19 protein-coding genes and 5 tRNA genes are annotated in these 25,048 nt (G+C 42.7%); 21 read left to right on the forward strand and 3 right to left on the reverse strand.

Translation table 11 applies throughout. The features are described from left to right. Nucleotides 1–308 precede the first annotated feature (308 nt). On the forward strand, nt 309–1,364 hold the full coding sequence (dinB, locus tag AB204_RS01465; RefSeq protein WP_047961624.1) for a DNA polymerase IV: 1,056 nt from the start codon (nt 309–311) through the stop codon (nt 1,362–1,364). A 107-nt stretch (nt 1,365–1,471) separates the two neighbouring features. On the opposite strand, the gene pepD is transcribed toward dinB, so the two are convergent. Further along, on the reverse strand, nt 1,472–2,932 hold the full coding sequence (gene pepD / locus AB204_RS01470) for a beta-Ala-His dipeptidase (RefSeq protein WP_047961625.1): 1,461 nt from the start codon (nt 2,930–2,932) through the stop codon (nt 1,472–1,474). Nucleotides 2,933–3,209: 277 nt separating this feature from the next. Here pepD and gpt point away from each other — a divergent pair, with 277 nt between their 5' ends. The 19 genes from gpt (at nt 3,210) to luxS (ending at nt 20,796) form a co-directional block, all read left to right on the forward strand. Beyond that, nucleotides 3,210–3,671 carry a xanthine phosphoribosyltransferase gene (gpt, locus tag AB204_RS01475; RefSeq protein WP_047961626.1) on the forward strand — a complete coding sequence of 154 codons (462 nt, stop codon included), beginning with the start codon at nt 3,210–3,212 and terminating at the stop codon, nt 3,669–3,671. Between the two features lie 15 nt (nt 3,672–3,686). Next, complete coding sequence (frsA, locus tag AB204_RS01480) at nt 3,687–4,925, forward strand: esterase FrsA (RefSeq protein ID WP_047961627.1); 1,239 nt, start codon at nt 3,687–3,689, stop codon at nt 4,923–4,925. A gap of 71 nt (nt 4,926–4,996) precedes the next feature. Then, nucleotides 4,997–5,398 (forward strand): sigma factor-binding protein Crl, encoded by a 402-nt coding sequence (gene crl / locus AB204_RS01485; RefSeq protein ID WP_047961628.1) that lies wholly within the window; start codon nt 4,997–4,999, stop codon nt 5,396–5,398. 159 nt (nt 5,399–5,557) lie between these two features. Next, nucleotides 5,558–6,661, forward strand: coding sequence for a glutamate 5-kinase (gene proB / locus AB204_RS01490; protein WP_047961654.1), 1,104 nt, complete (start codon nt 5,558–5,560; stop codon nt 6,659–6,661). Nucleotides 6,662–6,710: 49 nt separating this feature from the next. Then, nucleotides 6,711–7,964, forward strand: a complete 1,254-nt coding sequence (gene proA, locus AB204_RS01495) for a glutamate-5-semialdehyde dehydrogenase (RefSeq protein WP_047961629.1) — start codon at nt 6,711–6,713, stop codon at nt 7,962–7,964. A gap of 163 nt (nt 7,965–8,127) precedes the next feature. Further along, entirely contained in the window at nt 8,128–8,649 is a 522-nt protein-coding gene (gene aroL, locus AB204_RS01500; protein ID WP_047961630.1) for a shikimate kinase AroL, read from the forward strand. Nucleotides 8,650–8,787: 138 nt separating this feature from the next. After that, a complete protein-coding gene (aas, locus tag AB204_RS01505; protein ID WP_047961631.1) occupies nt 8,788–10,935 on the forward strand; it encodes a bifunctional acyl-ACP--phospholipid O-acyltransferase/long-chain-fatty-acid--ACP ligase in 2,148 nt (715 codons plus the stop codon). Nucleotides 10,936–10,955: 20 nt separating this feature from the next. Then, on the forward strand, nt 10,956–12,152 hold the full coding sequence (gene lplT, locus AB204_RS01510; RefSeq protein ID WP_047961632.1) for a lysophospholipid transporter LplT: 1,197 nt from the start codon (nt 10,956–10,958) through the stop codon (nt 12,150–12,152). Nucleotides 12,153–12,177: 25 nt separating this feature from the next. Further along, the gene (pncC, locus tag AB204_RS01515; RefSeq protein ID WP_047961633.1) at nt 12,178–12,681 is read left to right on the forward strand and encodes a nicotinamide-nucleotide amidase; all 504 of its coding nucleotides are present in this window, start codon (nt 12,178–12,180) and stop codon (nt 12,679–12,681) included. Nucleotides 12,682–12,783: 102 nt separating this feature from the next. Then, nucleotides 12,784–13,860 (forward strand): recombinase RecA, encoded by a 1,077-nt coding sequence (gene recA, locus AB204_RS01520; RefSeq protein WP_047961634.1) that lies wholly within the window; start codon nt 12,784–12,786, stop codon nt 13,858–13,860. 317 nt (nt 13,861–14,177) lie between these two features. Further along, nucleotides 14,178–16,805, forward strand: coding sequence for an alanine--tRNA ligase (gene alaS / locus AB204_RS01525; RefSeq protein WP_047961635.1), 2,628 nt, complete (start codon nt 14,178–14,180; stop codon nt 16,803–16,805). Between the two features lie 247 nt (nt 16,806–17,052). Then, a complete protein-coding gene (csrA, locus tag AB204_RS01530) occupies nt 17,053–17,238 on the forward strand; it encodes a carbon storage regulator CsrA (protein ID WP_010845367.1) in 186 nt (61 codons plus the stop codon). A gap of 460 nt (nt 17,239–17,698) precedes the next feature. Continuing rightward, a tRNA-Ser gene (locus AB204_RS01535) sits at nt 17,699–17,791 on the forward strand. 10 nt (nt 17,792–17,801) lie between these two features. After that, nucleotides 17,802–17,878, forward strand: a tRNA-Arg gene (locus tag AB204_RS01540). 85 nt (nt 17,879–17,963) lie between these two features. Beyond that, nucleotides 17,964–18,040, forward strand: a tRNA-Arg gene (locus AB204_RS01545). An 85-nt stretch (nt 18,041–18,125) separates the two neighbouring features. Further along, a tRNA-Arg gene (locus AB204_RS01550) sits at nt 18,126–18,202 on the forward strand. Between the two features lie 88 nt (nt 18,203–18,290). Next, nucleotides 18,291–18,367 (forward strand) — tRNA-Arg (locus AB204_RS01555). Between the two features lie 191 nt (nt 18,368–18,558). Next, entirely contained in the window at nt 18,559–20,118 is a 1,560-nt protein-coding gene (gene gshA / locus AB204_RS01560) for a glutamate--cysteine ligase (RefSeq protein ID WP_047961636.1), read from the forward strand. A gap of 162 nt (nt 20,119–20,280) precedes the next feature. Then, complete coding sequence (luxS, locus tag AB204_RS01565; protein ID WP_047961637.1) at nt 20,281–20,796, forward strand: S-ribosylhomocysteine lyase; 516 nt, start codon at nt 20,281–20,283, stop codon at nt 20,794–20,796. Nucleotides 20,797–21,291: 495 nt separating this feature from the next. Here the strand turns inward: luxS and AB204_RS01575 are convergent, their stop codons facing one another. Next, nucleotides 21,292–22,587, reverse strand: a complete 1,296-nt coding sequence (locus tag AB204_RS01575; protein WP_047961639.1) for an HlyC/CorC family transporter — start codon at nt 22,585–22,587, stop codon at nt 21,292–21,294. Between the two features lie 54 nt (nt 22,588–22,641). Beyond that, a complete protein-coding gene (locus tag AB204_RS01580) occupies nt 22,642–23,433 on the reverse strand; it encodes a cytochrome C assembly family protein (RefSeq protein WP_047961640.1) in 792 nt (263 codons plus the stop codon). A gap of 250 nt (nt 23,434–23,683) precedes the next feature. On the opposite strand from AB204_RS01580, the gene ffh reads away from it, so the two are divergent. After that, on the forward strand, nt 23,684–25,045 hold the full coding sequence (gene ffh / locus AB204_RS01585) for a signal recognition particle protein (RefSeq protein WP_047961641.1): 1,362 nt from the start codon (nt 23,684–23,686) through the stop codon (nt 25,043–25,045). Nucleotides 25,046–25,048: the final 3 nt, after the last annotated feature.

Raw genomic sequence — 25,048 nt, forward strand, 5'->3', positions numbered from 1 at the left:
ATAGTATATTAATCTTAAATGTAATAAATAATTGGTTTTTTATATCCCTTAATTTGGAGGAGCTGTTTATCTTAATATTTTTTGCTGTTATTCATCGTTTTCATTGCTATTCAACCGATTTATTTAATATTTTGGTTTTAATTCAACCACTCATAATGCTTTACAGTGGCTTCAAGTCAATCAAAAAAATTGATGAGTTACGTTTATATTCAAGCAGATGAGCACGTTGAAATTTCGTTAAAAAATTAGCTAGAGTTTCATAATTTCTTTATGTATATTTATACAGTATTTCGGCGTGGAGAGATCAGATGCGCAAAATTATTCATATTGATATGGACTGCTTTTTTGCTGCCATTGAAATGAGGGATAATCCATCACTTCGCAATATTCCTATTGCAGTGGGGGGAAGTGCTGATCGAAGAGGTGTAATCAGTACGGCGAATTATCACGCCCGTCGTTTTGGGGTTCATAGTGCGATGTCTACTGCTATGGCGTTAAAACTCTGCCCTCAATTGAAAGTCATTCCCGGTCGAATGGCGATTTATAAAGAAGTGTCTCAACATATCCGCCAAATTTTTTCCCGTTACACAGAGTTGATTGAACCCCTCTCTTTGGATGAGGCTTATCTGGATGTAACAGATTGCCACTATTGCCACGGTTCCGCGACCTTAATTGCCCAAGAAATTCGTCAGGTCATTTTTGATGAATTGCAATTAACTGCCTCTGCCGGTGTTGCGCCGGTCCGGTTTTTAGCCAAGATAGCGTCTGATATCAATAAACCGAATGGTCAATATGTGATTTCTCCTGAACAGGTAGAAACTTTTGTTAAATCGTTGCCATTACGCAAAATTCCCGGCGTCGGAAAAGTTACAGCCAAACGTCTGTCAGACATGGGTTTGGAAACCTGCTCTGATGTTCGACACTACGATAAACTGGCGTTAATAAAAAGCTTGGGCAAATTTGGTTTATCACTTTGGGAACGCTGCCACGGTATTGACGAACGGCAGATTACACCAGAGCGTTTGCGTAAATCTGTCGGGGTGGAAAAAACGTTGGCGCAGGATATTCATGAATGGCATGAGTGTGTGGAGCTGATTGAAAAACTTTATCCTGAGTTGGAAAAACGGTTAGAAAAGGTAAAACCTGATCTGCGCATTGCTCGTCAGGGGATCAAATTAAAGTTTGATGATTTTCAATTGACGACACAGGAGCATACTCATCCTTTATTGGATAAATCTGATTTGCTTCAGGTTGCAAAACAAGCCTGGGAAACACGTAGAGCAGGGAGAGGGGTCAGGTTAGTTGGGTTGCATGTAACCCTGCAAAATCCACAATTGGAACGTCAGCTTTTATTGGAGTGGTAAAGTTGAAGTGGTAAAAATGCAGTCAATAGGCAAACGGAATCTGAAAACTGAATCTCCCCTACGACAAATAGCAGGGGAGAGACGAGATAGTTTTTGGTTATTTTTTATTACTCTTTAACTGGAATAGATTTCAGAATCGCGGTGAGTAACTGCCAATATTGACCAACGCTCTTAATGTGAACTTTTTCATCAGGAGAATGAGCGCCACGAATGGTTGGGCCGATGGAAACCATATCCATGTCAGGATAGGGCTTTTTGAACAGACCACATTCCAGACCAGCGTGGATCACCATGATATTTGGCGTCTTGTCGAAAAGTTGCTGGTAAGTTTCGCGAACTAAATGCATCACTGGGGAATTGGCATCAGGCTGCCAACCCGGATAACTGCCACTGGCTACTGTTTTCGCACCAGACAGTTTTGCCAGAGAATGCAGCATCTCAACAACATAAGATTTGCCAGTTTCGATCAGCGAACGAATCAGGCAAATAATTTCGACTTTTTCTTCATCCATTGTCACAACGCCGACGTTCAGCGAAGTTTCTACGACACCTTCGGCGACATCACTCATACGGATAACACCGTTAGGCATGGTATTGAGGATGGAGAGGAAACGAGTCTGGCAATCTTCCGTAAACGTTTGCGATGATGTTTCGATTTCATTCAGTAAGAGGGTAAGGTTAGCTTCAACGACCGCATATTCGTTTTTCAGTGTTTCCAGATATCTATCTTTCAGTTGGTGCAGTTTTTCAAGTTTATCGGCTGGAACTGCAATGACACTGGAACCTTCACGAGGAATGGCATTGCGCAGGGTTCCCCCTTGCAGGTGAATCAATTTCAAGTCTAATTCATCTGCATGTGCCGCCAGAAAGCGAGCCAATAATTTGTTGGCGTTGCCAAGCCCCAGATGGATATCACCACCAGAGTGACCCCCTTTCAACCCCTTAATAGTGAGTTCCAGAGTTTTGTAACCAGCTGGCAGAGCTTCACGGGACAATGGCAAGGTTGTGACAAAATCAATGCCCCCGGCACAGCCCATGTAAATTTCGCCTTCTTCTTCTGAATCGGTATTGATCAGAATATCAGCCTGTATCCAGCCAGATTTCAGACCAAATGCACCGTCCATGCCTGCTTCTTCAGTCATGGTCAATAAAACTTCCAATGGGCCGTGTTTAACTGATTCATCCGCTAAGACTGCCAGAGCGGAAGCCATGCCGATACCGTTATCAGAGCCCAGAGTTGTACCATCGGCTGTCACCCAATCCCCATCAATATAAGGGCGGATAGGATCTTTTGTGAAATCGTGTTGGGTATCATTGTTTTTCTGTGGAACCATATCAAGGTGCGCCTGGAGTACGACGGCCTTGCGATTTTCCATGCCTTTTGAAGCAGGTTTTCTGATCAAAATATTGCCGACTTCATCCCGCTCGACATGAAAATCTTTGCCTTTTGCCCATTCAATGATATGGGATGCCAGCGCTTCTTCATGATAGGACGGATGCGGAATGGAACAAATTTGGGCAAAAATATCCCATAGTGGTTGAGGGGATAAGGTTGATAATTCGGACACGGCGAATCTCCTGTAACTACATTTTGGTGAGAAAATACATCTTGGTGAGAAAATGGTAATGTTTGATACATTAGGGCGCTTTTGTCATCTTGCGCGATCCCAATGTCCATGCCATGCTTGAGAATACCATTTTATTACCTGCAATGCGCAGTCAGAATGAGGCCTTACCTTGTTTTTACTGGTTTTTGTCTGCTCAAATCACTATAATCTCGCGCAATCTTTTTTCCGCAAAAAAACGCTTTTCTGAAATATTCTTTAGTTTCCAGGATCAAATTTTATGAGTGAAAAATATGTTGTAACGTGGGATATGTTGCAAATACATGCCCGTCAATTGGCGCAACGTTTACTTCCCGTCGAACAGTGGAAAGGTATTATTGCCGTCAGTCGTGGTGGTCTTGTACCGGGAGCATTACTGGCACGTGAATTGGGAATTCGCCATGTCGATACTGTCTGTATTTCCAGCTATGATCACGATAATCAGCGCGAGTTGCATGTATTGAAAAAAGCGGAAGGAGACGGTGAAGGTTTTATCGTTGTTGATGATTTGGTTGATAGCGGAGGAACTGCGCAGGCCATTCGTGCGATGTATCCGAAAGCCCATTTTGTAACGATTTTTGCAAAACCTATCGGTCGTCCTCTTGTGGATGATTATGTTGTTGATATTCCCCAAAATACATGGATTGAGCAGCCATGGGATATGGGAGTTATGTTTGTTCCACCTATTTGTGATAAGCAGTAAGATTTTTCTTTTATCATGACTAAACAAAACCTTTCAGAGTCGCTGTTTAAGCCTCGGTTTAAGCATCCAGAAACCTCTACACTGGTAAAATACACTCGCCCACAATCTATAGATGCCAGTGATAGCGCGCTTGGCGAGGAGCGTTGGTATCGAATGATTAATTGGCTTGCCTGGATCTGGAGGGGGATAAATCCGCTTGAAATTCAAGATGTTCTAAGCCGGATTGCCGTAACAGATGCCGAGCGCAGTACTGACCATTTATTGGATACTGTGATCGGCTATCGTAAAGGAAATTGGGCATTTGAGTGGTCGCAGCAGGCGATGCACTGGCAACAGGAAGCATTGCACACTGAAGAGGCCGAGAAAGCTGGAACGTGTTGGTTAAAGGCCGCAACGCTTTACAGTATTGCTGCTTATCCGCATTTGCGTGGTGATGAATTGGCCAATCAAGCCAGTGTGTTGGCTAATAAAGCCTATGAAAATGCTGCGCGCTTTTCTGATTATGAGTTGAGAAAACTGGAATTTCATTTAGAGGAAGGCAAAAATGTCACTGGACTATTGCATCTTCCTTCCCATGTTCAGGGGCCTTGCCCAACGATTTTAGTCTGTACCAGCCTCGATAATGTACAGAGTGATTGTTGGCGGTTATTCCGCGAGCATTTTGCGCCTCTCGGTTTTGCCATGTTGACGGTGGATATTCCTTCTGTTGGTTATTCAGCCAAATTTACATTGACACAGGATACCTGTGCACTTCATCAACAAATTCTGCAACAACTGAAGACTATACCGTGGATTGATCATACCTGTATCGGTGTGTTCGGTTTTCGTTTTGGTGCAAATATTGCTGTTCGTCTTGCCTATCTGGAACCAAAGCTTATTAAAGGGGTTGCGGTGGTAGGCCCGATTGTTCATGAATTACTGCATGATGAGAAATTACAGCAGAAAATTCCGTCAATGTATATCGATGTGCTGGCTAGCCGATTGGGAATTTACCGCGTTGGTGAAGAGAGATTGCGTTCAGAGCTGAGTTGTTATTCCTTGAAAAATCAAGGATTTCTTGGCCGACGCTGTACTGTCCCAATGTTTTCAGTGTATTGGGAAGACGATATTTTCAGCCCAAGAAAAGACTCAAAATTGATTGCCATGTCATCAATGGACGGCTCATTACGGGCTATTCCTGCTACATCAGTTTATAGTGGTTTCAATAAGGCGCTACACGAAATAAGTGTATGGTTGAAAGATAAAGTTGTATAAAACGAAATTTATTACTTGATATTTTTTAATCATTTGATACAAAGGTGTTCTGTATATAAGGAGACCTTTGTATGACTTTGCCCGCAAGTTATTCTAAAAATAAGTTGTTAAAGAGTTTTTCTGCATTAGGGCCGTATGTACGTGAATTAAAATGCCAAAATGATTATTTTTTCTTTGACTGTCTGGCGGTCTGTGTCAGCGCAAAAGCGGCGCCGGAAATACGCGAATTCTGGGGATGGTGGTTGGAATTAGAGGCACAGGAGCAAGGTTTTATTTATAACTATCAGATAGGCTTATTTGATAAAAATGGTGAATGGCGTGCCATGAGTATCAAGAAAAAGGCTGATCTGGAGCATCTTGAGTCAACCTTGCAGACGTTTCATAAACGTCTGACCGGTTCTTTTGAAACGCTCAATCTTACGTTAACCCCATCCGATAATACGATCACTCTTCAGACACAAGTTATAGCATGAGTCTGTTTTAAGCCTGCTTTTTCTAAATTTTGCGTTATGTCAGTTGGCATAACGCTTCTCTCCTGTTAAAACTAAATATTGTTTTTTAAGCGCGTGGTTTTCTTAAGCATATTGCTTTTTCAAATTGTTTTTTCAAATAACTGTAATGGCAGAAATATGATGAATGGCAGCCAAACATTGGTTGTGAAACTGGGGACGAGTGTATTGACTGGTGGCTCTCGTCGTTTGAATCGTGCTCACATTGTGGAGCTGGTTCGCCAATGTGCTCAACAGCATGAAAAAGGCCACCGCATTATTATTGTGACTTCCGGCGCGATTGCGGCTGGACGTGAGCATTTAGGATATCCTGATCTTCCCGCTACAATTGCATCAAAACAGTTGCTGGCAGCAGTCGGGCAAAGTCGCTTGATTCAATTATGGGAACAGCTTTTCTCGATTTATGGTATCCATGTCGGGCAAATGTTGCTAACCCGTGCGGACTTGGAAGATCGTGAACGCTTCTTGAATGCAAGAGATACCCTTCAGGCATTGCTTGATAACCACATTATTCCCATTATTAATGAAAATGATGCCGTTGCGACAGCGGAGATTAAAGTGGGTGATAATGATAACCTTTCTGCGTTAGCGGCTATTTTGGGTAGTGCAGATAAATTATTGCTCCTGACAGATATAGAAGGACTTTATACTGCTGATCCTCGCAACAATCCTGATGCAGAATTGATCTCTGAAGTACATGACATCAGCGATGAATTGAAAATGATGGCCGGAGGCAGTGTCTCAGGTTTGGGCACGGGGGGAATGGCGACAAAACTTCAGGCTGCCGGTGTTGCCGGGCGTGCAGGAGTCGATGTCATCATCGCGGCCGGCAATAAACCCGATGTTATTGCCGATGTCATTCAAGGAAAACCAGTGGGTACACGTTTTCATGGTCAAGCCAGCCCGATGGAAAATCGTAAACGCTGGATCTTTGGCGCGCCTCCTGCCGGAGAAATTATTGTCGATCATGGTGCAGAAGCCGCCATCCTTGAAAAAGGCAGTTCATTGTTACCAAAAGGGATCAAAAACGTTAAAGGTGATTTTTCCCGTGGTGAAGTCATTCGCATTCTTAGCTTATCCGGCAAGGATTTGGCTCATGGTGTTTGCCGCTACAACAGTGATGCCTTACGTTTGATTGCAGGTCATCATTCACAGCAAATCAGCCAGATACTGGGATATGAATATGGCGCTGTTGCGGTTCACCGTGACGATTTGATCGTAAGTTAATTGATCATAATTGATAGATCTTAATTGATCGTGAGTAAAGGATTCCACCATGCTAGAGCAGATGGGAAAAGCAGCCAAAGCAGCATCATGGCAATTGGCTCAATTAAGTACCAGCCAGAAAAATCAGGCATTGAATCACATTGCTGATTTGTTGGAGACTGAAAGTAAGGTTATTCTTGCTGCCAACCAGCAAGACATGAACCAAGCCCGTGAACAGGGTATGAGTGACGCATTGCTCGATAGATTATTGCTGACAATTGAGCGCTTGAACACTATAGCTAATGATGTGCGTCAGGTCTGTCGTTTGGCCGATCCTGTAGGGCAAGTGATGGATGGGCAATTGTTGGATAATGGATTGCAATTGAGCCGTCGCCGTGTTCCTCTGGGAGTTATTGGCGTAATTTATGAAGCCCGTCCGAATGTGACTATTGATGTCGCATCATTGTGTCTGAAAACCGGCAATGCGGTAATATTGCGCGGTGGTAAAGAAACTCACCATACTAATCAGGCTATGGTTAAAGTTATTCAGCAGGCACTGGAACAAAGCGGGTTACCTGCGGCTGCGGTTCAGGCTATCAGTAAACCGGATCGTGAGTTGGTGGCTGAATTGCTGAAAATGGATCACTATGTTGATATGTTAATCCCTCGCGGTGGCGCTGGATTGCATAAACTGTGTCGTGAACAATCGACCATTCCGGTGATTACCGGGGGAATTGGTGTTTGTCACACATTTGTAGATGAAAACATCAATATCGAAAAAGCATTGGAAGTTATCACTAATGCGAAAGTGCAACGCCCAAGCGCCTGTAATTCATTGGAAACATTGTTGGTACATGAGAAAATTGCGGCTCATTTCCTGCCAATCTTAAGTGCAAAAATGAAAGAGCAGGGAGTGACATTACATGCCAGTGGATCCGCGATGACATTGCTGAAAAACGGCCCTGCAACAGTTGTCGGAGTGGTAGAGGAAGATTACTGTGATGAATGGCTGTCACTGGATATGAATGTGGAGATTGTCAGCGATATTGATCAAGCGATTGACCATATCCGCACTTATGGTACGGCTCATTCTGACGCGATCTTGACTGAGTCTTTACAACAGGCTGACTATTTTGTACATCGGGTAGATTCAGCCGCTGTATATGTAAATGCAAGTACTCGTTTTACTGATGGTGGTCAATTTGGTTTAGGGGCTGAAGTGGCTGTCAGTACGCAAAAATTACACTCCAGAGGCCCAATGGGGCTTGATGCACTGACAACATATAAATGGATTGGTTATGGCGATTATTTACCTCGCCGCTAATAGAGTTCTGTTTTAGTTAAAACTCATTGGACTATGCAGTCACACTTAGGATTAAGTGTGACTTTTTGTTCAATAAAAAATACTTTTTACACTAGTGTAAATATTTAGTTACTATACTCCATCTTTAGACTTAATTTCACATATCCTCCAGGAAAACAGCAAAATGAAACAAACTCTATTCATCGTAGGTGCACGAGGTGCAGGGAAGACGACAATAGGTAAGTTGTTAGCTGAAGCATTGTCGTATAAATTTGTTGACACTGATGAGAGCGTCCAAAGCTCCAGTCAAATGAGTATTGCTGCTCTCGTTGAACAAAATGGTTGGGAATATTTCAGAAAACTGGAAGGCCAAATACTGAAAACAGTGAGTCAGCATGAACATGTCATTTCTACGGGTGGGGGAATGGTTCTGGCACCAGAAAATCGCCTTTATATGCAGCAGAATGGCACGGTGATTTATTTGCAGGCGTCCGCAGAAGTGTTAGCCAGGCGGTTATCCCTCAATCCAGAGAACTCACAGCGCCCAAGCCTGACAGGAAAATCCATCACAGAAGAAATAGAAGCGGTATTGGTTGAAAGGGAGCTGCTATATCATGAGTGTGCAGACTTCATTGTTGATGCCAGCCTTGCAACAGAAGATATCGTCTTTAGTGTTAAATCTTACATTTTGAACCAGAAAAAATAAAACTATCTGATATATCGAGGTCTTTTAGGTTTATTTACCATATGGCAGGTAAATCCTATATATCAGAGCGTTTATACAAATTATAGTATCATTCTACTTGCTCACTTTAATTTTATTTAATTATATTGAGATATGGATATGCTCTTAAATTTTATTCGGTTACTTATTCGCGTACTTTTTCGTGTCACAGTAGAAGGCGATGATAAGCAGTTTAAACACCCAAAATGTATTATTACACCCAATCATGTTTCATTTCTGGATGGTCTTTTAATTGGGTTGTTCTTGCCAGTAAAACCAGTATTCGCTATCTATTCTAATATTGCGACCCGTGGTTTTCTCAAATTCATCGAATCTTATGCGGATGTTGTACCTCTGGATCCAACCAACCCGATGGCAGTCAGGACATTGGTTAAAGAAGTGGAGAAAGGGCGCCCGATTGTGATTTTCCCGGAAGGAAGGATCACCGTGACCGGCTCCCTTATGAAAATCTATGATGGGGCCGCGTTTATTGCTGCTAAATCAGGCGCAAAGGTGGTTCCGATTCGTATTGATGGTGCGGAAAAAACCATTTTTGGGCGATTGAAAGGAATAATGAAACTGCATTGGTTCCCGAAAATCACCATTAAAATTTTACCTGCCGTTGATCTGCCGATGCCGGATGCGCCTAACTCTACAACACGCCGTCGTTTAGCTGGAGAACATCTTCATGCCATCATGATGGATGTGAGAATGCAGACACGTCCAAAAGAAACGTTGTTTAGTGCTTACCTGACTGCACAAAAACGCTTTGGTCGTTTTAAACCTTGTATTGAGGATGTGAATCTCAAAGAAGACAGCTATCACTCATTATTGAAAAAAATATTAGGTGTCAGCCGGATTTTAGAACGTTTTACAAAAGAAGGTGAACGAATTGGTTTGCTGCTACCGAATGCAACTGTGATGGCGGCTGCCGTTTATGGTGCTTCGTTGAAAGGGCGGATACCTGCTCTGTTGAACTATACGGCAGGAAGCAGCGGCATTAAAAATGCCATGCAGGCAGCAACCATCAAAACCATCGTAACGTCTCGTCAATTTCTGGAAAAAGGGCAATTGACTCATTTGCCAGAACAGGTAACAGAAGCGAATTGGGTATATCTTGAGGATTTTAAAGACAGCATCACTCGGGATGATAAACTATGGATACTGTGGCATCTGATTTTCCCTTCCAAAGCCATCATGACTTCGCAAAAGCCGGAAGATGATGCTTTGATCCTGTTTACATCAGGTTCAGAAGGGGCGCCAAAGGGGGTTGTTCATAGCCATACCAGCTTACTGGCTAACGCTGAGCAGATAAAAACAATTGCTGATTTTACCCCACAAGATCGTTTTATGTCCTGCTTACCACTGTTCCATGCCTTTGGTCTGACAGTCGGTTTACTTACTCCGTTAATGACAGGCAGCCGGGTATTCCTTTATCCAAGCCCACTGCATTATCGTGTTGTGCCTGAGCTGATTTATGATCGCAACTGCACCGTGTTGTTCGGAACTTCGACTTTTTTGGGTAATTACGCCCGTTTTGCACATCCCTATGATTTTGCCCGGTTGCGCTATGTGGTAGCTGGCGCAGAAAAACTGTCAGAAAATACTAAACGTGTTTGGCAGGATAAATTCGGTATTCGTATTTTGGAAGGTTATGGTGTGACAGAGTGTGCACCTGTTGTTGCAATCAATGTACCAATGGCAGCAAAAATGGGAAGCGTCGGGCGGATTTTACCGGGAATGGAGGCGCGTTTACTGCCTGTACAGGGTATCGAAGACGGAGGACGCTTACAATTACGTGGTCCGAATGTCATGAAAGGTTATTTGCGTGTCGAAGCCCCTGAGCGTTTGGAGCCACCATCGGCAGAAGATGCAGAAGGGAATAACCAAATGGGTTGGTATGACACTGGAGATATCGTTTCGATTGACGAAGAAGGTTTCTGTACGATTAAAGGGCGTGTGAAGCGCTTTGCTAAATTGGCGGGAGAAATGGTTTCTCTTGAAGCGGTAGAGCAAATCGCATCAAGGATTTCTACTGATGCACTACATGCAGCAACAGCCAAGAATGATCAAAGTAAAGGTGAAGCTCTTGTCCTGTTCACAACAGATGCCAGCTTGAATAGAAATGCAATGCTGGGAATAGCCCGTGAAATGGGAATGCCTGAGTTGGCGGTTCCACGAGACATTCGTTATGTCAATCAACTTCCTTTGCTTGGTAGTGGCAAGCCAGATTTTGTCACATTAAGAAAAATGGCCGAACAGGAGTAAGGAAACATGGGAGTAAGGAAATGAATGGCACTGTGGAAACACAACCACTGTTGAATCGGGGTATGAAAGCCGTATTGTTATCGCAATTTCTCTCTGCTTTTGCTGACAATGCGCTATTCTTTGCCATCTTGGCTCAATTAAAGGCTGAGGCTTACCCAGAATGGAGTCTGCCTGCCCTGCAAATTGTCTTCGTACTGACCTATATTGTACTTGCCCCTTTTGTGGGGCAAATTGCTGATCGGTTTTCAAAAGGGCGCGTCATGCTCTTTTCCAATAGCATTAAATTGCTTGGGGCCATCAGTATTTGCATCGATATGAATCCGTTTCTGGGATATACCTTAGTGGGAATTGGTGCCGCTGCTTATTCTCCTGCTAAGTATGGGATCTTGGGGGAATTGACGAATGGCGGGCGTTTGGTAAAAGCCAATGGGATGATGGAAGCATCGACCATTGCTGCTATTTTGATTGGCTCAGTTGCTGGCGGATTCCTTTCTGACGCTGGCCTGATATGGGCATTAGGGCTTTGTGCATCGTTGTATGGTGCCGCAGTTGTGGCGAATTTCTATATTCCCCGTTTGGATGCCGCCCGCCAAGAAAAAGGCTGGAGTCCCCAAAAAATGCTGGTGGATTTTATCTCGGTTTGTGCTTCACTTTGGCGTAATCAAGAAACACGATTTTCATTGGTTGGCACCAGTTTATTTTGGGGGGCGGGTGTCACACTGCGATTCCTGTTGGTTGCCTGGGTTCCCGTTGTTCTGGGAATCGAGGGAAATACCACGCCTACATTGATGAATGCTGTGGTCGCTATTGGTATCATTGTTGGTGCTGGTATGGCTGCACGATTTATTACATTGAAGACTGTGCGCCGTTGTATGCCAGCAGGCATCCTGATTGGCATTATGGTTATTCTTTTTGTCACTCAGCAATCAATAGGGTTTTCCTACCTGATTTTGATAACCCTCGGCATATTTGGCGGACTATTTGTCGTTCCATTAAATGCATTGTTGCAAGAACATGGAAAACATTCGATGGGAGCAGGTAAAGCCGTTGCTGTACAAAATCTTGGTGAAAATAGTGCCATGCTGGTTATGCTGGGGCTATATTTGATTTCCATTAGTTTTGGTGCCTCAGCCGTTGCGGTTGGCATTGGTTTTGGGATCTTGCTCTCCCTGGCAATAGGGGGATTATGGATTTGGGATCTGTTTCGGAAAAATTAATTTCTTATAGCATTGAAGGCCTGTTATGGATGAAAAAATCCTGTATCAGCTTAGTATTGAACTGGGAAAGAGATTAACACAGAAAAAATTATCCGTGACCTGTGCAGAATCCTGCACAGGGGGCTGGATTGCCAAAGTGATCACAGATATTGCAGGAAGTTCAGCCTATTTTAATCGCGGTTTTGTGACATACGGTAATAATGCTAAACATGAAATGCTGGGTGTTTCACTGGCATCGCTGGAACAGTTTGGTGCAGTGAGTGAACAGGTCGTAAAAGAAATGGCTGAAGGGGCACTAAAAGTCGCTAAAGCGGATTTTGCTGTTTCTGTCAGTGGTATTGCTGGGCCAGATGGTGGCAGTGAAGAAAAACCGACTGGCACAGTTTGGTTCGGATTTGCTTTTCATGTTAATGGAAGCATACAGACTGTAGTACATCACCAACATTTTGTGGGTGATCGCAATGCAGTGCGTCTACAGGCTGCTATTTTTTCTTTAACAACGTTGTTGGAAGAAATCGTAAAAAATTAGCTTGATGCTGTATGATTATACAGTATAATCATATGGCACTTTGTATCAGAAACAGTTTATCAGCAGTGGGGCAGCCCCTTCATTGCTTGCGAAGGAGTAAACATGGCTAACGATGAAAACAAACAAAAAGCACTAGCAGCAGCGCTGGGTCAAATTGAGAAACAATTTGGTAAAGGTTCCATCATGCGTTTGGGCGAAAACCGCTCAATGGATGTTGAAACCATTTCTACAGGCTCTTTGTCACTGGATATTGCATTGGGTGCGGGTGGTTTGCCAATGGGCCGTATCGTTGAAATATACGGGCCTGAATCTTCCGGTAAAACAACGCTGACATTGCAAGTGATTGCTGCAGCCCAACGCGAAGGCAGAACTTGTGCTTTTATTGATGCCGAACATGCCCTTGATCCAGTTTATGCTAAAAAACTGGGTGTAGATATTGATAACCTGTTGTGTTCTCAGCCTGATACAGGTGAACAAGCACTAGAAATTTGTGATGCGTTATCACGTTCTGGCGCTGTTGATGTCATTATCGTTGACTCCGTTGCTGCATTGACACCAAAAGCAGAAATTGAAGGTGAAATTGGTGACTCCCATATGGGGTTGGCAGCACGTATGATGAGTCAGGCCATGCGTAAGCTGGCGGGTAATTTGAAAAACTCAAATACTCTGCTGATCTTCATCAACCAGATCCGTATGAAAATTGGTGTGATGTTTGGCAACCCTGAAACCACGACTGGCGGTAATGCGCTGAAATTCTACGCATCCGTTCGCTTGGATATCCGTCGTACCGGTTCTGTGAAAAATGGTGATGAGGTTGTTGGCAGCGAAACTCGTGTGAAAGTAGTCAAGAACAAAGTTGCAGCGCCATTTAAACAAGCTGAATTCCAAATTTTGTATGGTGAAGGTATTAACACGCTCGGTGAATTGATCGATTTGGGTGTTAAACACAAAATGGTGGAAAAAGCAGGTGCGTGGTATAGCTATAATGGCGACAAAATTGGGCAAGGTAAAGCCAATGCCACTATTTATCTGAAAGAGCATCCAGAAACTGCGGCTGAATTAGATAAGAAACTGCGTGAACTGTTGTTGAATAATACTGGAGACTTCAGTAGCGCGGCTTCCGATTATGTAACAGATTATGAAGATAACGGCGCAGAAGTAAATAACGAAGAGCTCTAATTACTCTTTATTTTGCCGTAATGCACAGAAACAATCTGGCTTTTTCAAAACCACATCCATCTAGGGTGTGGTTTTTTTATAGGAAATGAACATCTTTGAAACAGGTGTATCGAAACTGGCCTAATGAACGGACTTTCAGAAAATGCCCAGACGAATTACAATGCTGAAAAGCGAATGGATTTATATGGGATTTTACTTCTAATGGAAGACATTCTATCTTAACCCCACTTTAATTTATTCGTGAGTGGAAATGGTAATGTGATATACCATCTCAACCATTCATAAATCTGTTTTTTCAGCTTGATTTCGGGACAATTATGAGCAAAAGCACCGCTGAGATCCGTCAAGCGTTTCTTGACTTTTTTCATACTAAAGGGCACCAGGTAGTATCAAGTAGTTCGTTGGTGCCAAACAATGATCCAACATTGTTGTTCACTAACGCAGGGATGAACCAGTTCAAAGATGTTTTTCTTGGATTGGATAAAAGGCCTTATTCCAGAGCAACAACGGCTCAGCGCTGCGTTCGTGCTGGTGGTAAACATAACGATTTAGAAAATGTGGGATATACAGCCCGTCATCATACTTTCTTCGAAATGTTGGGTAACTTCAGTTTTGGTGATTATTTTAAACAAGATGCCATCAAATACGCTTGGGAGCTATTGACCGGCGAAGAATGGTTTAATCTGCCAAAAGAAAAACTGTGGGTTACTGTCTATGAGACAGACGATGAAGCCTATGATATTTGGCATAAAGAAGTCGGTGTTCCAACAGAAAGAATTATTCGCATTGGCGATAACAAAGGTGCCCCGTATGCGTCAGATAACTTCTGGCAAATGGGTGACACCGGCCCTTGTGGCCCTTGTACAGAAATTTTCTATGACCATGGTGACCACATTTGGGGAGGCCCTCCAGGTAGCCCAGAAGAAGACGGTGACAGATATATTGAAATCTGGAACATTGTTTTCATGCAATTCAACCGCCATGCCGATGGTACAATGGAACCACTGCCAAAACCTTCAGTTGATACCGGTATGGGGCTGGAGCGTATCGCCGCAGTATTGCAGCACGTCAACTCTAACTACGAGATTGACTTATTCCAGAATCTGATTGCTTCAGTTGCAGAGGTGACGGGAGCGACAGATCTCACCAATAAATCTCTGCGCGTTGTTGCGGATCATATCCGGGCATGTGCGTTCTTGATTTGTGATGGTGTTATTCCATCCAATGAGAACCGTGGATACGTACTTCGCCGTATTATTCGTCGTGCTGTTCGTCATGGCAACATGCTTGGTGCAAAAGATACTTTCTTCTATAAGTTAGTTGCTCCATTGATTAAAGTGATGGGAGCTGCTGGTGAAGAGCTGAAAAAACAGCAGGCTTTGGTTGAGCAGGTATTGAAAACTGAAGAAGAACAATTCGCCCGTACCTTGGATCGTGGTTTACAGTTACTGGATGAAGAACTGGCGAAATTGTCCGGTGATACCCTGGACGGTACAACTGCTTTCCGTTTGTATGATACCTATGGTTTTCCGGTTGATCTGACTGCGGATGTTTGCCGTGAAAGAAATATCAAAGTTGATGAGGCTGGTTTTGATGTAGCGATGGAAAACCAACGTCGCCGTGCTCGTGAATCCAGTGGCTTTGGTACAGATTACAATGAATTGATCAAGGTTGACGGTCGAAGTGATTTTTGTGGTTATGAACATAATTCACAGCAAGCTGCTATTACCTCTATCTTCCGTAATGGCGAAGCTGTTGAACAAATTCATGCAGGCGAAGAGGCGATCATTATACTTGATAAAACGGCTTTCTATGCTGAATCAGGTGGGCAGGTTGGAGATACAGGGCAGTTGTTGAATGGCAATGGTATCTTCGAAGTTACTGATACTCAGAAATATGCTCAGGCAATCGGCCACATTGGTAAATTGACAAGTGGTAGTTTGAGCGTTAAACATACAGTCAATGCTGAAATTGATGTGGTACGCAGAGATGCAATCCGTTTGAACCATTCTGCAACCCATTTGCTGCATGCGGCATTGCGTAAAATTCTGGGAGAGCACGTTTCTCAGAAAGGTTCTTTAGTCAATGATAAATACCTGCGTTTTGACTTCTCTCACTTTGAAGCAATGAAGCCAGAGCAGATTCGTCAGGTAGAAAATCTGGTGAACGAAGAGATTCGCAAAAATTCACCGGTTGTTACAGAATTAATGGAGCTGGAAGAAGCAAAAGCTAAAGGTGCTATGGCACTGTTTGGCGAGAAGTATGATGAAAAAGTTCGTGTACTGAGCATGGGCGGCTTTTCTACCGAATTATGTGGTGGTACTCATGCAAGTCGCACAGGTGATATTGGGTTGCTCCGTATATCCAGTGAATCAGGTACAGCAGCAGGAATTCGCCGTATTGAAGCCATTACGGGGCAAACTGCGCTGAACTCAATTTATCAGCAAACTGATTTACTGCAAGACATTGCTCATTTGGTGAAAGGTGATATTAATAGCCTGAATGAGAAAGTGAAAACGACACTGGACAGAACGAAACAGTTGGAAAAAGAGTTGCAACAACTGAAATCTCAGCAAGCCGCTCAGGAAAGCTCTTCTTTGGCTAATCAGGCTAAAGAGATCCAAGGTGTTCGTTTACTGGTGACACAATTAGGTGATGTTGAACCTAAAATGCTCAGAACAATGGTTGATGATCTGAAAAATCAGTTGGGATCGGCAATTATTGTGCTTTCTACAGCGACTGGTGATAAAGTCAGCCTAATTGTTGGTATAACAAAGGATTTGACTGCTAGAATAAAAGCAGGCGATTTAATCTCTTTTGTTGCCCAACAAGTTGGCGGTAAAGGAGGAGGCCGTCCTGATCTGGCTCAGGCTGGTGGGACAGATGTAACTGCTCTTCCTTCGGCATTGGCTAGTGTAGAAGAGTGGGTAACATTGCGGTTATAGTTGGTATCGCCGTGACAGTAACGGCATCATGAAAGCGCTTTTTTTATGATGCCGAAGTTTTTTGTTGTGAAATTGTTGAAATGTTGGGCACATACTTATATTTTAGCTATCCTATAGATATAGGAAATGTGTTCAAAACTGCTTATACTTTAAGTAGATATCATTGCTTTACGTTTTCACGGTGTTTGATGGATAATAGCGGGGAAACCTAGAGACCCGACTCTTTTAAATTTTCAAGGAGCAAAGAATGCTTATTCTGACTCGTCGAGTTGGTGAAACACTCATGATAGGCGATGAGGTAACAGTCACAGTACTGGGAGTTAAAGGCAACCAAGTTCGCATTGGTGTAAACGCACCCAAGGAAGTTTCTGTTCACCGTGAAGAAATTTATCAACGGATTCAGGCAGAGAAATCTCAGCCTACAACTTTTTAATTCAAGAATGGCGTCCACGCTTTTTTAAGACCTGGGCGCTACTCTACTTCCCTGTTTTGTGAACCTGATCAGGTTACCTTTTATTGTTACTATTCCTGTTACTACCTTAATTCTATTCTCTCACGTCTTTTTATTTTCTATCTGTTGAAAAAGCCTCGTTCATGAGGCCATAGCGATGAATAATCATTTTTATAAATTTTAATAGTGCTTAGAGGATTTTGCTGTTGATAAAATAACTATTTAGATGCTAAACCAAGCGTTTTGCGTGCTAAGTGTTCAAACGGAAAAAAGTTGCGAAAAATTGTTTGACTTATCAGGCAGGGAAAGTAATATGTGCGCCATCGCAGCGACGAAGAGATTAGAAAGAAGCTTCTGGGTAGTAAGCAGAAGAAGAGATTCTAAAAACTACGAAGTGAAAACTTCAAGTCGCAAGTTTTAAAGCGTTTTAGTTTTAAAAAATGGTGAGGTGGCCGAGAGGCTGAAGGCGCTCCCCTGCTAAGGGAGTATGTGGTTAAGAGCTGCATCGAGGGTTCGAATCCCTCCCTCACCGCCATTTAAGAGACGCATCCATAGCTCAGCTGGATAGAGTACTCGGCTACGAACCGAGCGGTCGGAGGTTCGAATCCTCCTGGATGCACCACTTTAAACACCGCGATTTTTAGGTATCTCAATTCTGTCAATTCGGGCAATCAGTAGCGCCTAAACAGGAATAGTAAACCGACAATGCATCCATAGCTCAGCTGGATAGAGTACTCGGCTACGAACCGAGCGGTCGGAGGTTCGAATCCTCCTGGATGCACCATTTTAAACACCGTAAGTTTTAGGTGTGCCAATTCTGACAAGTTAGGCAATCAGCAGCGCCTGACCAGAAATAGAAAACTGACAACGCATCCATAGCTCAGCTGGATAGAGTACTCGGCTACGAACCGAGCGGTCGGAGGTTCGAATCCTCCTGGATGCACCATATTCAACATTGTGATTCCATCATGGTGTTAATGTTCTGAGAGTAAGACAGTCTATAATGTCTGATCAGAAATAGAAAATCTGACAATGCATCCATAGCTCAGCTGGATAGAGTACTCGGCTACGAACCGAGCGGTCGGAGGTTCGAATCCTCCTGGATGCACCATTTTAAACCCCTGCCTTGATAAGGCGGGGGTTTTTTATTTCTATTTGAAACATAATATTTCCTTCATCATTACTTGATCGTAATTTGACCTTTGATAAGTCATCACCCCTACGTAATCAGCGACAATCTGGCTTGTTTCATATAAAGTAAACTCTTAGTAATAATCTTTTCAAAACTCCACGGAGGTCAAATTGATCCCGGACGTATCAAAAGCATTGTCATGGCTAGAGGCAAATCCTACTGTGTTAGATGGCATTTGTCGCGGCATTGAACGTGAAACATTGCGTGTTACTCCAGAAGGTCATTTAGCTAAGACGAGGCATCCAGAATCACTTGGTGCTTCTTTAACGCATAAATGGATTACAACTGATTTTGCTGAATCTCTATTGGAGTTTATTACCCCTGTTGATAACAGCATAGATAGAACCATTGATTTCCTTAACGATTTACATCGTTATACCGCGAGAAATCTGGGCGATGAAAAAATGTGGCCTTTGAGCATGCCATGTTTCATTGACGATGAAGAAAACATCACTCTGGCACAATATGGTACGTCTAATGTGGGGCGTTTTAAGACGTTGTATCGTGAGGGATTAAAGAATCGTTACAGTGCACTGATGCAGACGATTTCGGGGGTGCATTATAATTTTTCACTTCCATTAAGTTTCTGGCAGGCTCGGTTAGGTATTAAAGACGCAGAAACGGGAAAAGAGCAGATTTCAGAGGGATACCTTCGTCTGATCCGTAATTATTACCGCTTTGGTTGGGTGATCCCTTATTTATTTGGTGCATCACCGGCAATTTGCCCCTCATTTTTACGTGGTCGGAATACAGCGTTATCCTTTGAGAAAACTGAAAAAGGGACTTTCTACCTCCCTTATGCAACTTCTCTGAGGATGAGTGACCTAGGGTATACCAACAAATCACAAAGTGATCTGAATATCACTTTTAATAATCTTCATACGTATGTAGAAGGTCTTAAAAAAGCAATCCATAAACCATCTGCCGATTTTGCGGCAATTGGAGTCAAAAAAGGGGATAAGTACCTCCAACTTAATACTAATGTCCTTCAAATTGAAAATGAGCTGTACGCACCAATACGTCCTAAACGGGTAACTCTAGAGGGGGAATCACCTTCTGATGCGCTATTGAGAGGCGGTATAGAGTACATTGAAGTACGTTCTTTAGATATTAACCCTTTCTCCCCGATTGGCGTTGATGAAACTCAGATTCGTTTTCTTGACCTATTCTTGATATGGTGTACTTTGGCTGATGCCCCTGAAATGGGAAGTAAAGAGCTTGAGTGTTGTCGCGGTAACTGGAGTAAAGTGATTTTGGAAGGGCGTAAACCAGGATTACATATCGGTATTGGTGGTGGTATTGAACAACAACCCCTGAAATCTGTCGGGCAAGAGCTATTCCGGGACTTAGAGCGGGTTGCTGAAGTTTTGGATGCTTGTTCAGGAACTCAGTATCAGTCAGTGTGTAAAGAACTGGTTACTATGTTTGAAGATCCATCATTAACGTTTTCAGCACGCGTATTAGGCAAGATGAAAACTCAGGGGATAGTTGGTTTTGGATTGGAACTGGCAAGAAAATACAGTCAGGAATTGATTGAAGAGCCCTACTCAATTTTGAATAATGAAAGTTTTTCTGCTGAACGTGATGCTTCTGTATTGAGGCAACACAATCTTGAGCAACAAGACAGCATGAGTTTTGATGACTATCTAAAACTTCATGCTGGGAATTAAAAAAGAAAATGGCCACCAAGTGGTGGCCGAATAAAATCTCTTAAAGAATAGGGATGATAACAATTTGCGCGTCTTCATATCTTATGACCAGCCGCAAATAAAAAGGTTTCATCTATCTGAAAAAATTTTCGTAAAAAATCTGATGCCCTAGGAGGTAGGATTATGCCTTTATTGGATAGTTTTACAGTTGACCATACGCGTATGGCTGCTCCAGCAGTTAGAGTTGCCAAGATGATGAAAACGCCTCATGGCGATACTATCACCGTATTTGATTTACGTTTTTGTGTTCCCAATAAAGCAGTGATGCCAGAAAGGGGGATTCATACTCTTGAACATCTGTTTGCGGGTTTTATGCGTAATCATTTGAACGGTAATGGTGTTGAAATTATCGATCTCTCCCCGATGGGATGCCGTACTGGTTTTTATATGAGCTTGATCGGTGCCCCGACAGAGTTAAGAGTAGCTGAGTCTTGGAAAGCTGCGATGGCAGATGTACTGAAAGTTCAAAATCAGAGCCAAATCCCAGAATTAAACATTTATCAGTGTGGTACTTATGAAATGCATTCACTGAAAGAAGCTCAAGATATTGCTCAGAGTATTCTTGATGCTGATGTTCGCGTTAATCTGAACGAAGAGTTAGCATTGCCTGAAGAAAAGCTTGTAGAGCTTCGAGTTTAGTCTGTTTGTTAGGTTGATAAGCGATACAATATCTTGGTTACCATCCTATATTCTGGCTGTGAAACTCTTGTTAAGCAGCCAGATCTACTTTAGATTGACAGTGTGTTAGCTTATTTTTGCCAGCCTTATGTTGTTATTTTCCCTCTTCAAGAACTCCTATCGAAAGTGTATCTGCGTGATACGCTTGTCTTTTGGGTACAAATAAGTTTTCTATTGAACGGTAATACTCAAGATATTTTAACATTTGTAATATTTTATAATATTATGACTGTTATGGATTTTATTATGAACAATTTTGATAAAAACATTATTTTTGGCATGAATGCAGTGAGGGTAGAATACTTTAAGCATTTTAAATGATCGTGCCTGAATGCAAAGAATAGAAGCAATAATATATATTTTGTGAATCCACCATATATTATTGCTCTTAAACCACCCTTGAACATACAGTGGGATAGCGTTTGGGTGCCTTTTCCTGAGTGAATAATGGCTAAATTATTCACTGGAATTTATGTCTTGTTCTGTTCTTTTGTTCATTGGTGTTACACGCACCTGCTTAATAACATTATCGTGCACGGAAAGAACTTCAAAATTATATTCGTTAATTTGTACTTGAACATTCAATTCAGGAAGTTCACCCAATTCCTCCAGAATCATTCCATTCATTGTTCTTGGGCCATCTTCGGGGAGCGCCCAATTGAAGGCTTTGTTTAGCTCACGAATATTGGCTGTACCATCCACCAGAACGGTGCCATCACTTTGTGGAAGAACTTCTTCGGCCAAAGTCGGGGACATGGATGTGGTAAAATCGCCGACAATTTCTTCCAAAATATCTTCGACAGTGACGAGACCTTGAATATCTCCATATTCGTCCACGATCAAACCGACTTTCTGCTTGTTGCGTTGGAAGTTAACGAGCTGGGTATTCAGCGGAGTACTGACGGGGATAAAGTAGATTTTATCTGCTGCTTTAATTAAATTTCTTTTTGTAAACTCTTTTTTCTCCATCATCAATCGGTAGGCTTCACGTACTCGTAGCATACCAATAGCATCATCAAGGGAATCCCGATAAAGCACAATTCGCCCATGCGGTGAATGTGTTAATTGCCTGATGACAGATTTCCAATCATTGTTAATGTCAATGCCAACAATCTCATTACGAGGCACCATAATGTCGCCAACGGTGACTTTCTCAAGATCCAATATTGAGATCAGCATGTCTTGATTGCGGCGCGATAGATTGGTGTTTGATTCATTTACGATTGTTCTCAATTCGTCCTTGCTGACCGCATCATTGCGAATATTAGAAACTTTGATGCCCAGGCAACGCATAAACAGTAAGCTGATTTTATTAAATGCCCAAACAAGCGGCAGCATGATTTTTTCCAGTGGGCGCAACAAGAAACTACTTGGAAATGCTACCCTTTCTGGGTAAAGAGCCGCAATGGTCTTTGGCATAACTTCGGAGAAAATAAGGATCACGAAAGTGAGTATGCCTGTAGCAATGGCAACACCTGCATCACCATAAAGACGCATCCCAACAATAGTGGCGAGAGAAGACGCCAGAATATTGATGAGGTTGTTACCAATAAGAATAAGGCTGATGAGCCTATCTGGGTGACGCAGCAGAGATTCTACCCTACGTGCGGAGCTGCTTCCTTGTTTAGCTAAATGACGTAAGCGATAGCGGTTAATTGTCATCATACTGGTTTCTGAGGCCGAGAAATAGGCCGAAACGAAAACCATGACAATAAGAATTATAATCAGTGTGCCTGTTGAAACGTGCTCCAAAACAGAATTCCTTCCTAATATGTATACAAACTGGTTATGATGTTCTTTGAACTCTTAATAAACCATAATTTCCTGCAATAGCCTGCTACCGAAAAAAGCGAGAGTCAGAATAAACGCGCCAATCAGATTGAACCAAATAACGCGTTTGCCACGCCATCCTTCATGATAGTGCCCCCAAAGCAAAATAACGTAGATGAACCATGCAATGATAGATAAAACGGATTTGTGAATATTTTCTTTACTGAAAACATCATCCATGTACATGATGCCTGTGCATAGCGTCAATGTTAGTAAAATTACACCAACTTGGGTAATGTGAAACATTTTACGCTCAATGACCATCAGTGGAGGTATGCCAGAGGTAAAAGAAAACTTTTTCTTTTTGAGCTGATAATCTAACCATCCAAGCTGTAATGCATAAAGAGCAGCAATGAGTAAAGTGGCATAGCCAAGTAATGCCAGCCCAATATGAATGAATAATTCGACACTGCCTTCAAGGTGCGTAATGAATTCTCCTGGCATCATGCTGGCTAATATCAAATTTATCATGGAGAAGCTGTAAACAATCGGTAATAAAAACCATGCACGGCCACGGAAAGCGACGATCGTCATGATGATGCACATAAGCAAACTAACGATTGAGCCTAAATTCAATAAAGTAAGGTTTTGGCCACTGCTGACATGAAATACTTGATATTTTAATGCAATCGCGTGATTAACTAATGCCACAATTGCGAAAAAAAGAGCCAGTTTTTGATAACTGTTTTGTTGGCGCAGTAAACCTGGTACGACGAGTGTCAGGCTCATGAGATAAGCAAGTAAAGCAATAATTGAAAATACCAGCATAACGTTTATCGTTTTCGCAATAGTGTTTACCCTTCATCGCTTCAAACTATTCAAGTTATTCAAATTATAGTTTGAAATCTATTGGGTATGGATTGAACTTAAAATTTAAGTATACCGCTAGCAGGAAGAGCCTCCAACCATTGTTAATCATAGTTGGGAATCTCTTTGCAGAGATCACATGATCATCGTGTTATAATTCATAAAATTTGCCTTACAGGTAGACCCACTTGTAGATATCTGAGCTGAGACAATGTTTGATAATTTAACTGACAGACTATCGCGCACACTGCGCAATATCAGCGGCCGCGGGCGGCTGACTGAAGATAATATTAAAGATACACTGCGCGAAGTTCGTATGGCTTTGCTTGAGGCGGATGTTGCATTGCCTGTAGTGCGTGATTTTATTTCACGCGTCAGAGAGAGCGCAGTGGGGCATGAGGTTAACAAAAGTCTGACCCCGGGGCAGGAATTCGTCAAAATCGTTCAGAATGAACTCGTTAAGGCGATGGGAGAGGTTAACAGTGAATTGAACCTTTCTGCACAGCCTCCTGCGGTTGTTCTGATGGCGGGTTTACAAGGTGCCGGTAAAACAACCAGCGTTGCCAAATTAGGTAAGCTGCTCAAAGAAAAAAATAAGAAAAAAGTACTGGTCGTTTCTGCAGACGTTTACCGTCCTGCGGCTATTAAACAGCTTGAAACTCTGTCTGAAACAGTCGGAGTTGACTTTTTCCCTTCAGATCCGCAAGAAAAGCCGATTGATATCGTCAACAAGGCTATCCAACACGCTAAGCTGAAATTTTATGATGTGCTGTTAGTCGACACCGCAGGTCGTTTGCATGTTGATGAAGCGATGATGGATGAAATTAAAGCGGTTCATGCAGCAATCAAACCAGTCGAAACTCTGTTTGTTGTTGATGCAATGACGGGGCAAGATGCGGCAAATACTGCGAAAGCATTTAATGAAGCTCTGCCATTGACAGGTGTTGTCCTGACAAAAGTTGATGGTGATGCCCGTGGCGGGGCAGCGCTTTCTATCCGTCATATTACGGGTAAGCCAATCAAATTCCTTGGGGTTGGTGAAAAGACAGATGCGTTGGAACCTTTCTATCCGGATCGGATTGCATCCCGTATTCTGGGCATGGGAGACATGCTTTCACTGATCGAAGAAATTGAAAGCAAGGTTGATCGTACTCAAGCAGAAAAACTGGCATCGAAACTGAAAAAAGGTGATGGTTTTGATTTAAGTGATTTTCTCGATCAGCTAAAACAAATGCGTAATATGGGCGGAATGACCAGCATGTTAAGCAAAATGCCGGGAATGTCACAAGTCCCTGATGCGGTCAAATCTCAAATGGATGATAAAGTTCTGGTTAAAATGGAAGCTATCATTAATTCCATGACCCGAAAAGAGCGCGAAAAACCAGAAATCATTAAAGGTTCCCGTAAGCGTCGTATTGCGATGGGCTCGGGTACCCAAGTGCAGGACGTTAACCGTTTACTGAAACAGTTTGATGAAATGCAGAGAATGATGAAAAAGATGAAGAAAGGTGGATTGGCAAAAATGATGCGAGGCATGAAAGGCATGCTGCCACCTGGATTTATGGGGCGATAATCA

Origin of the sequence: Xenorhabdus khoisanae (genome assembly GCF_001037465.1) — a bacterium.
Classification (GTDB): domain Bacteria; phylum Pseudomonadota; class Gammaproteobacteria; order Enterobacterales; family Enterobacteriaceae; genus Xenorhabdus; species Xenorhabdus khoisanae.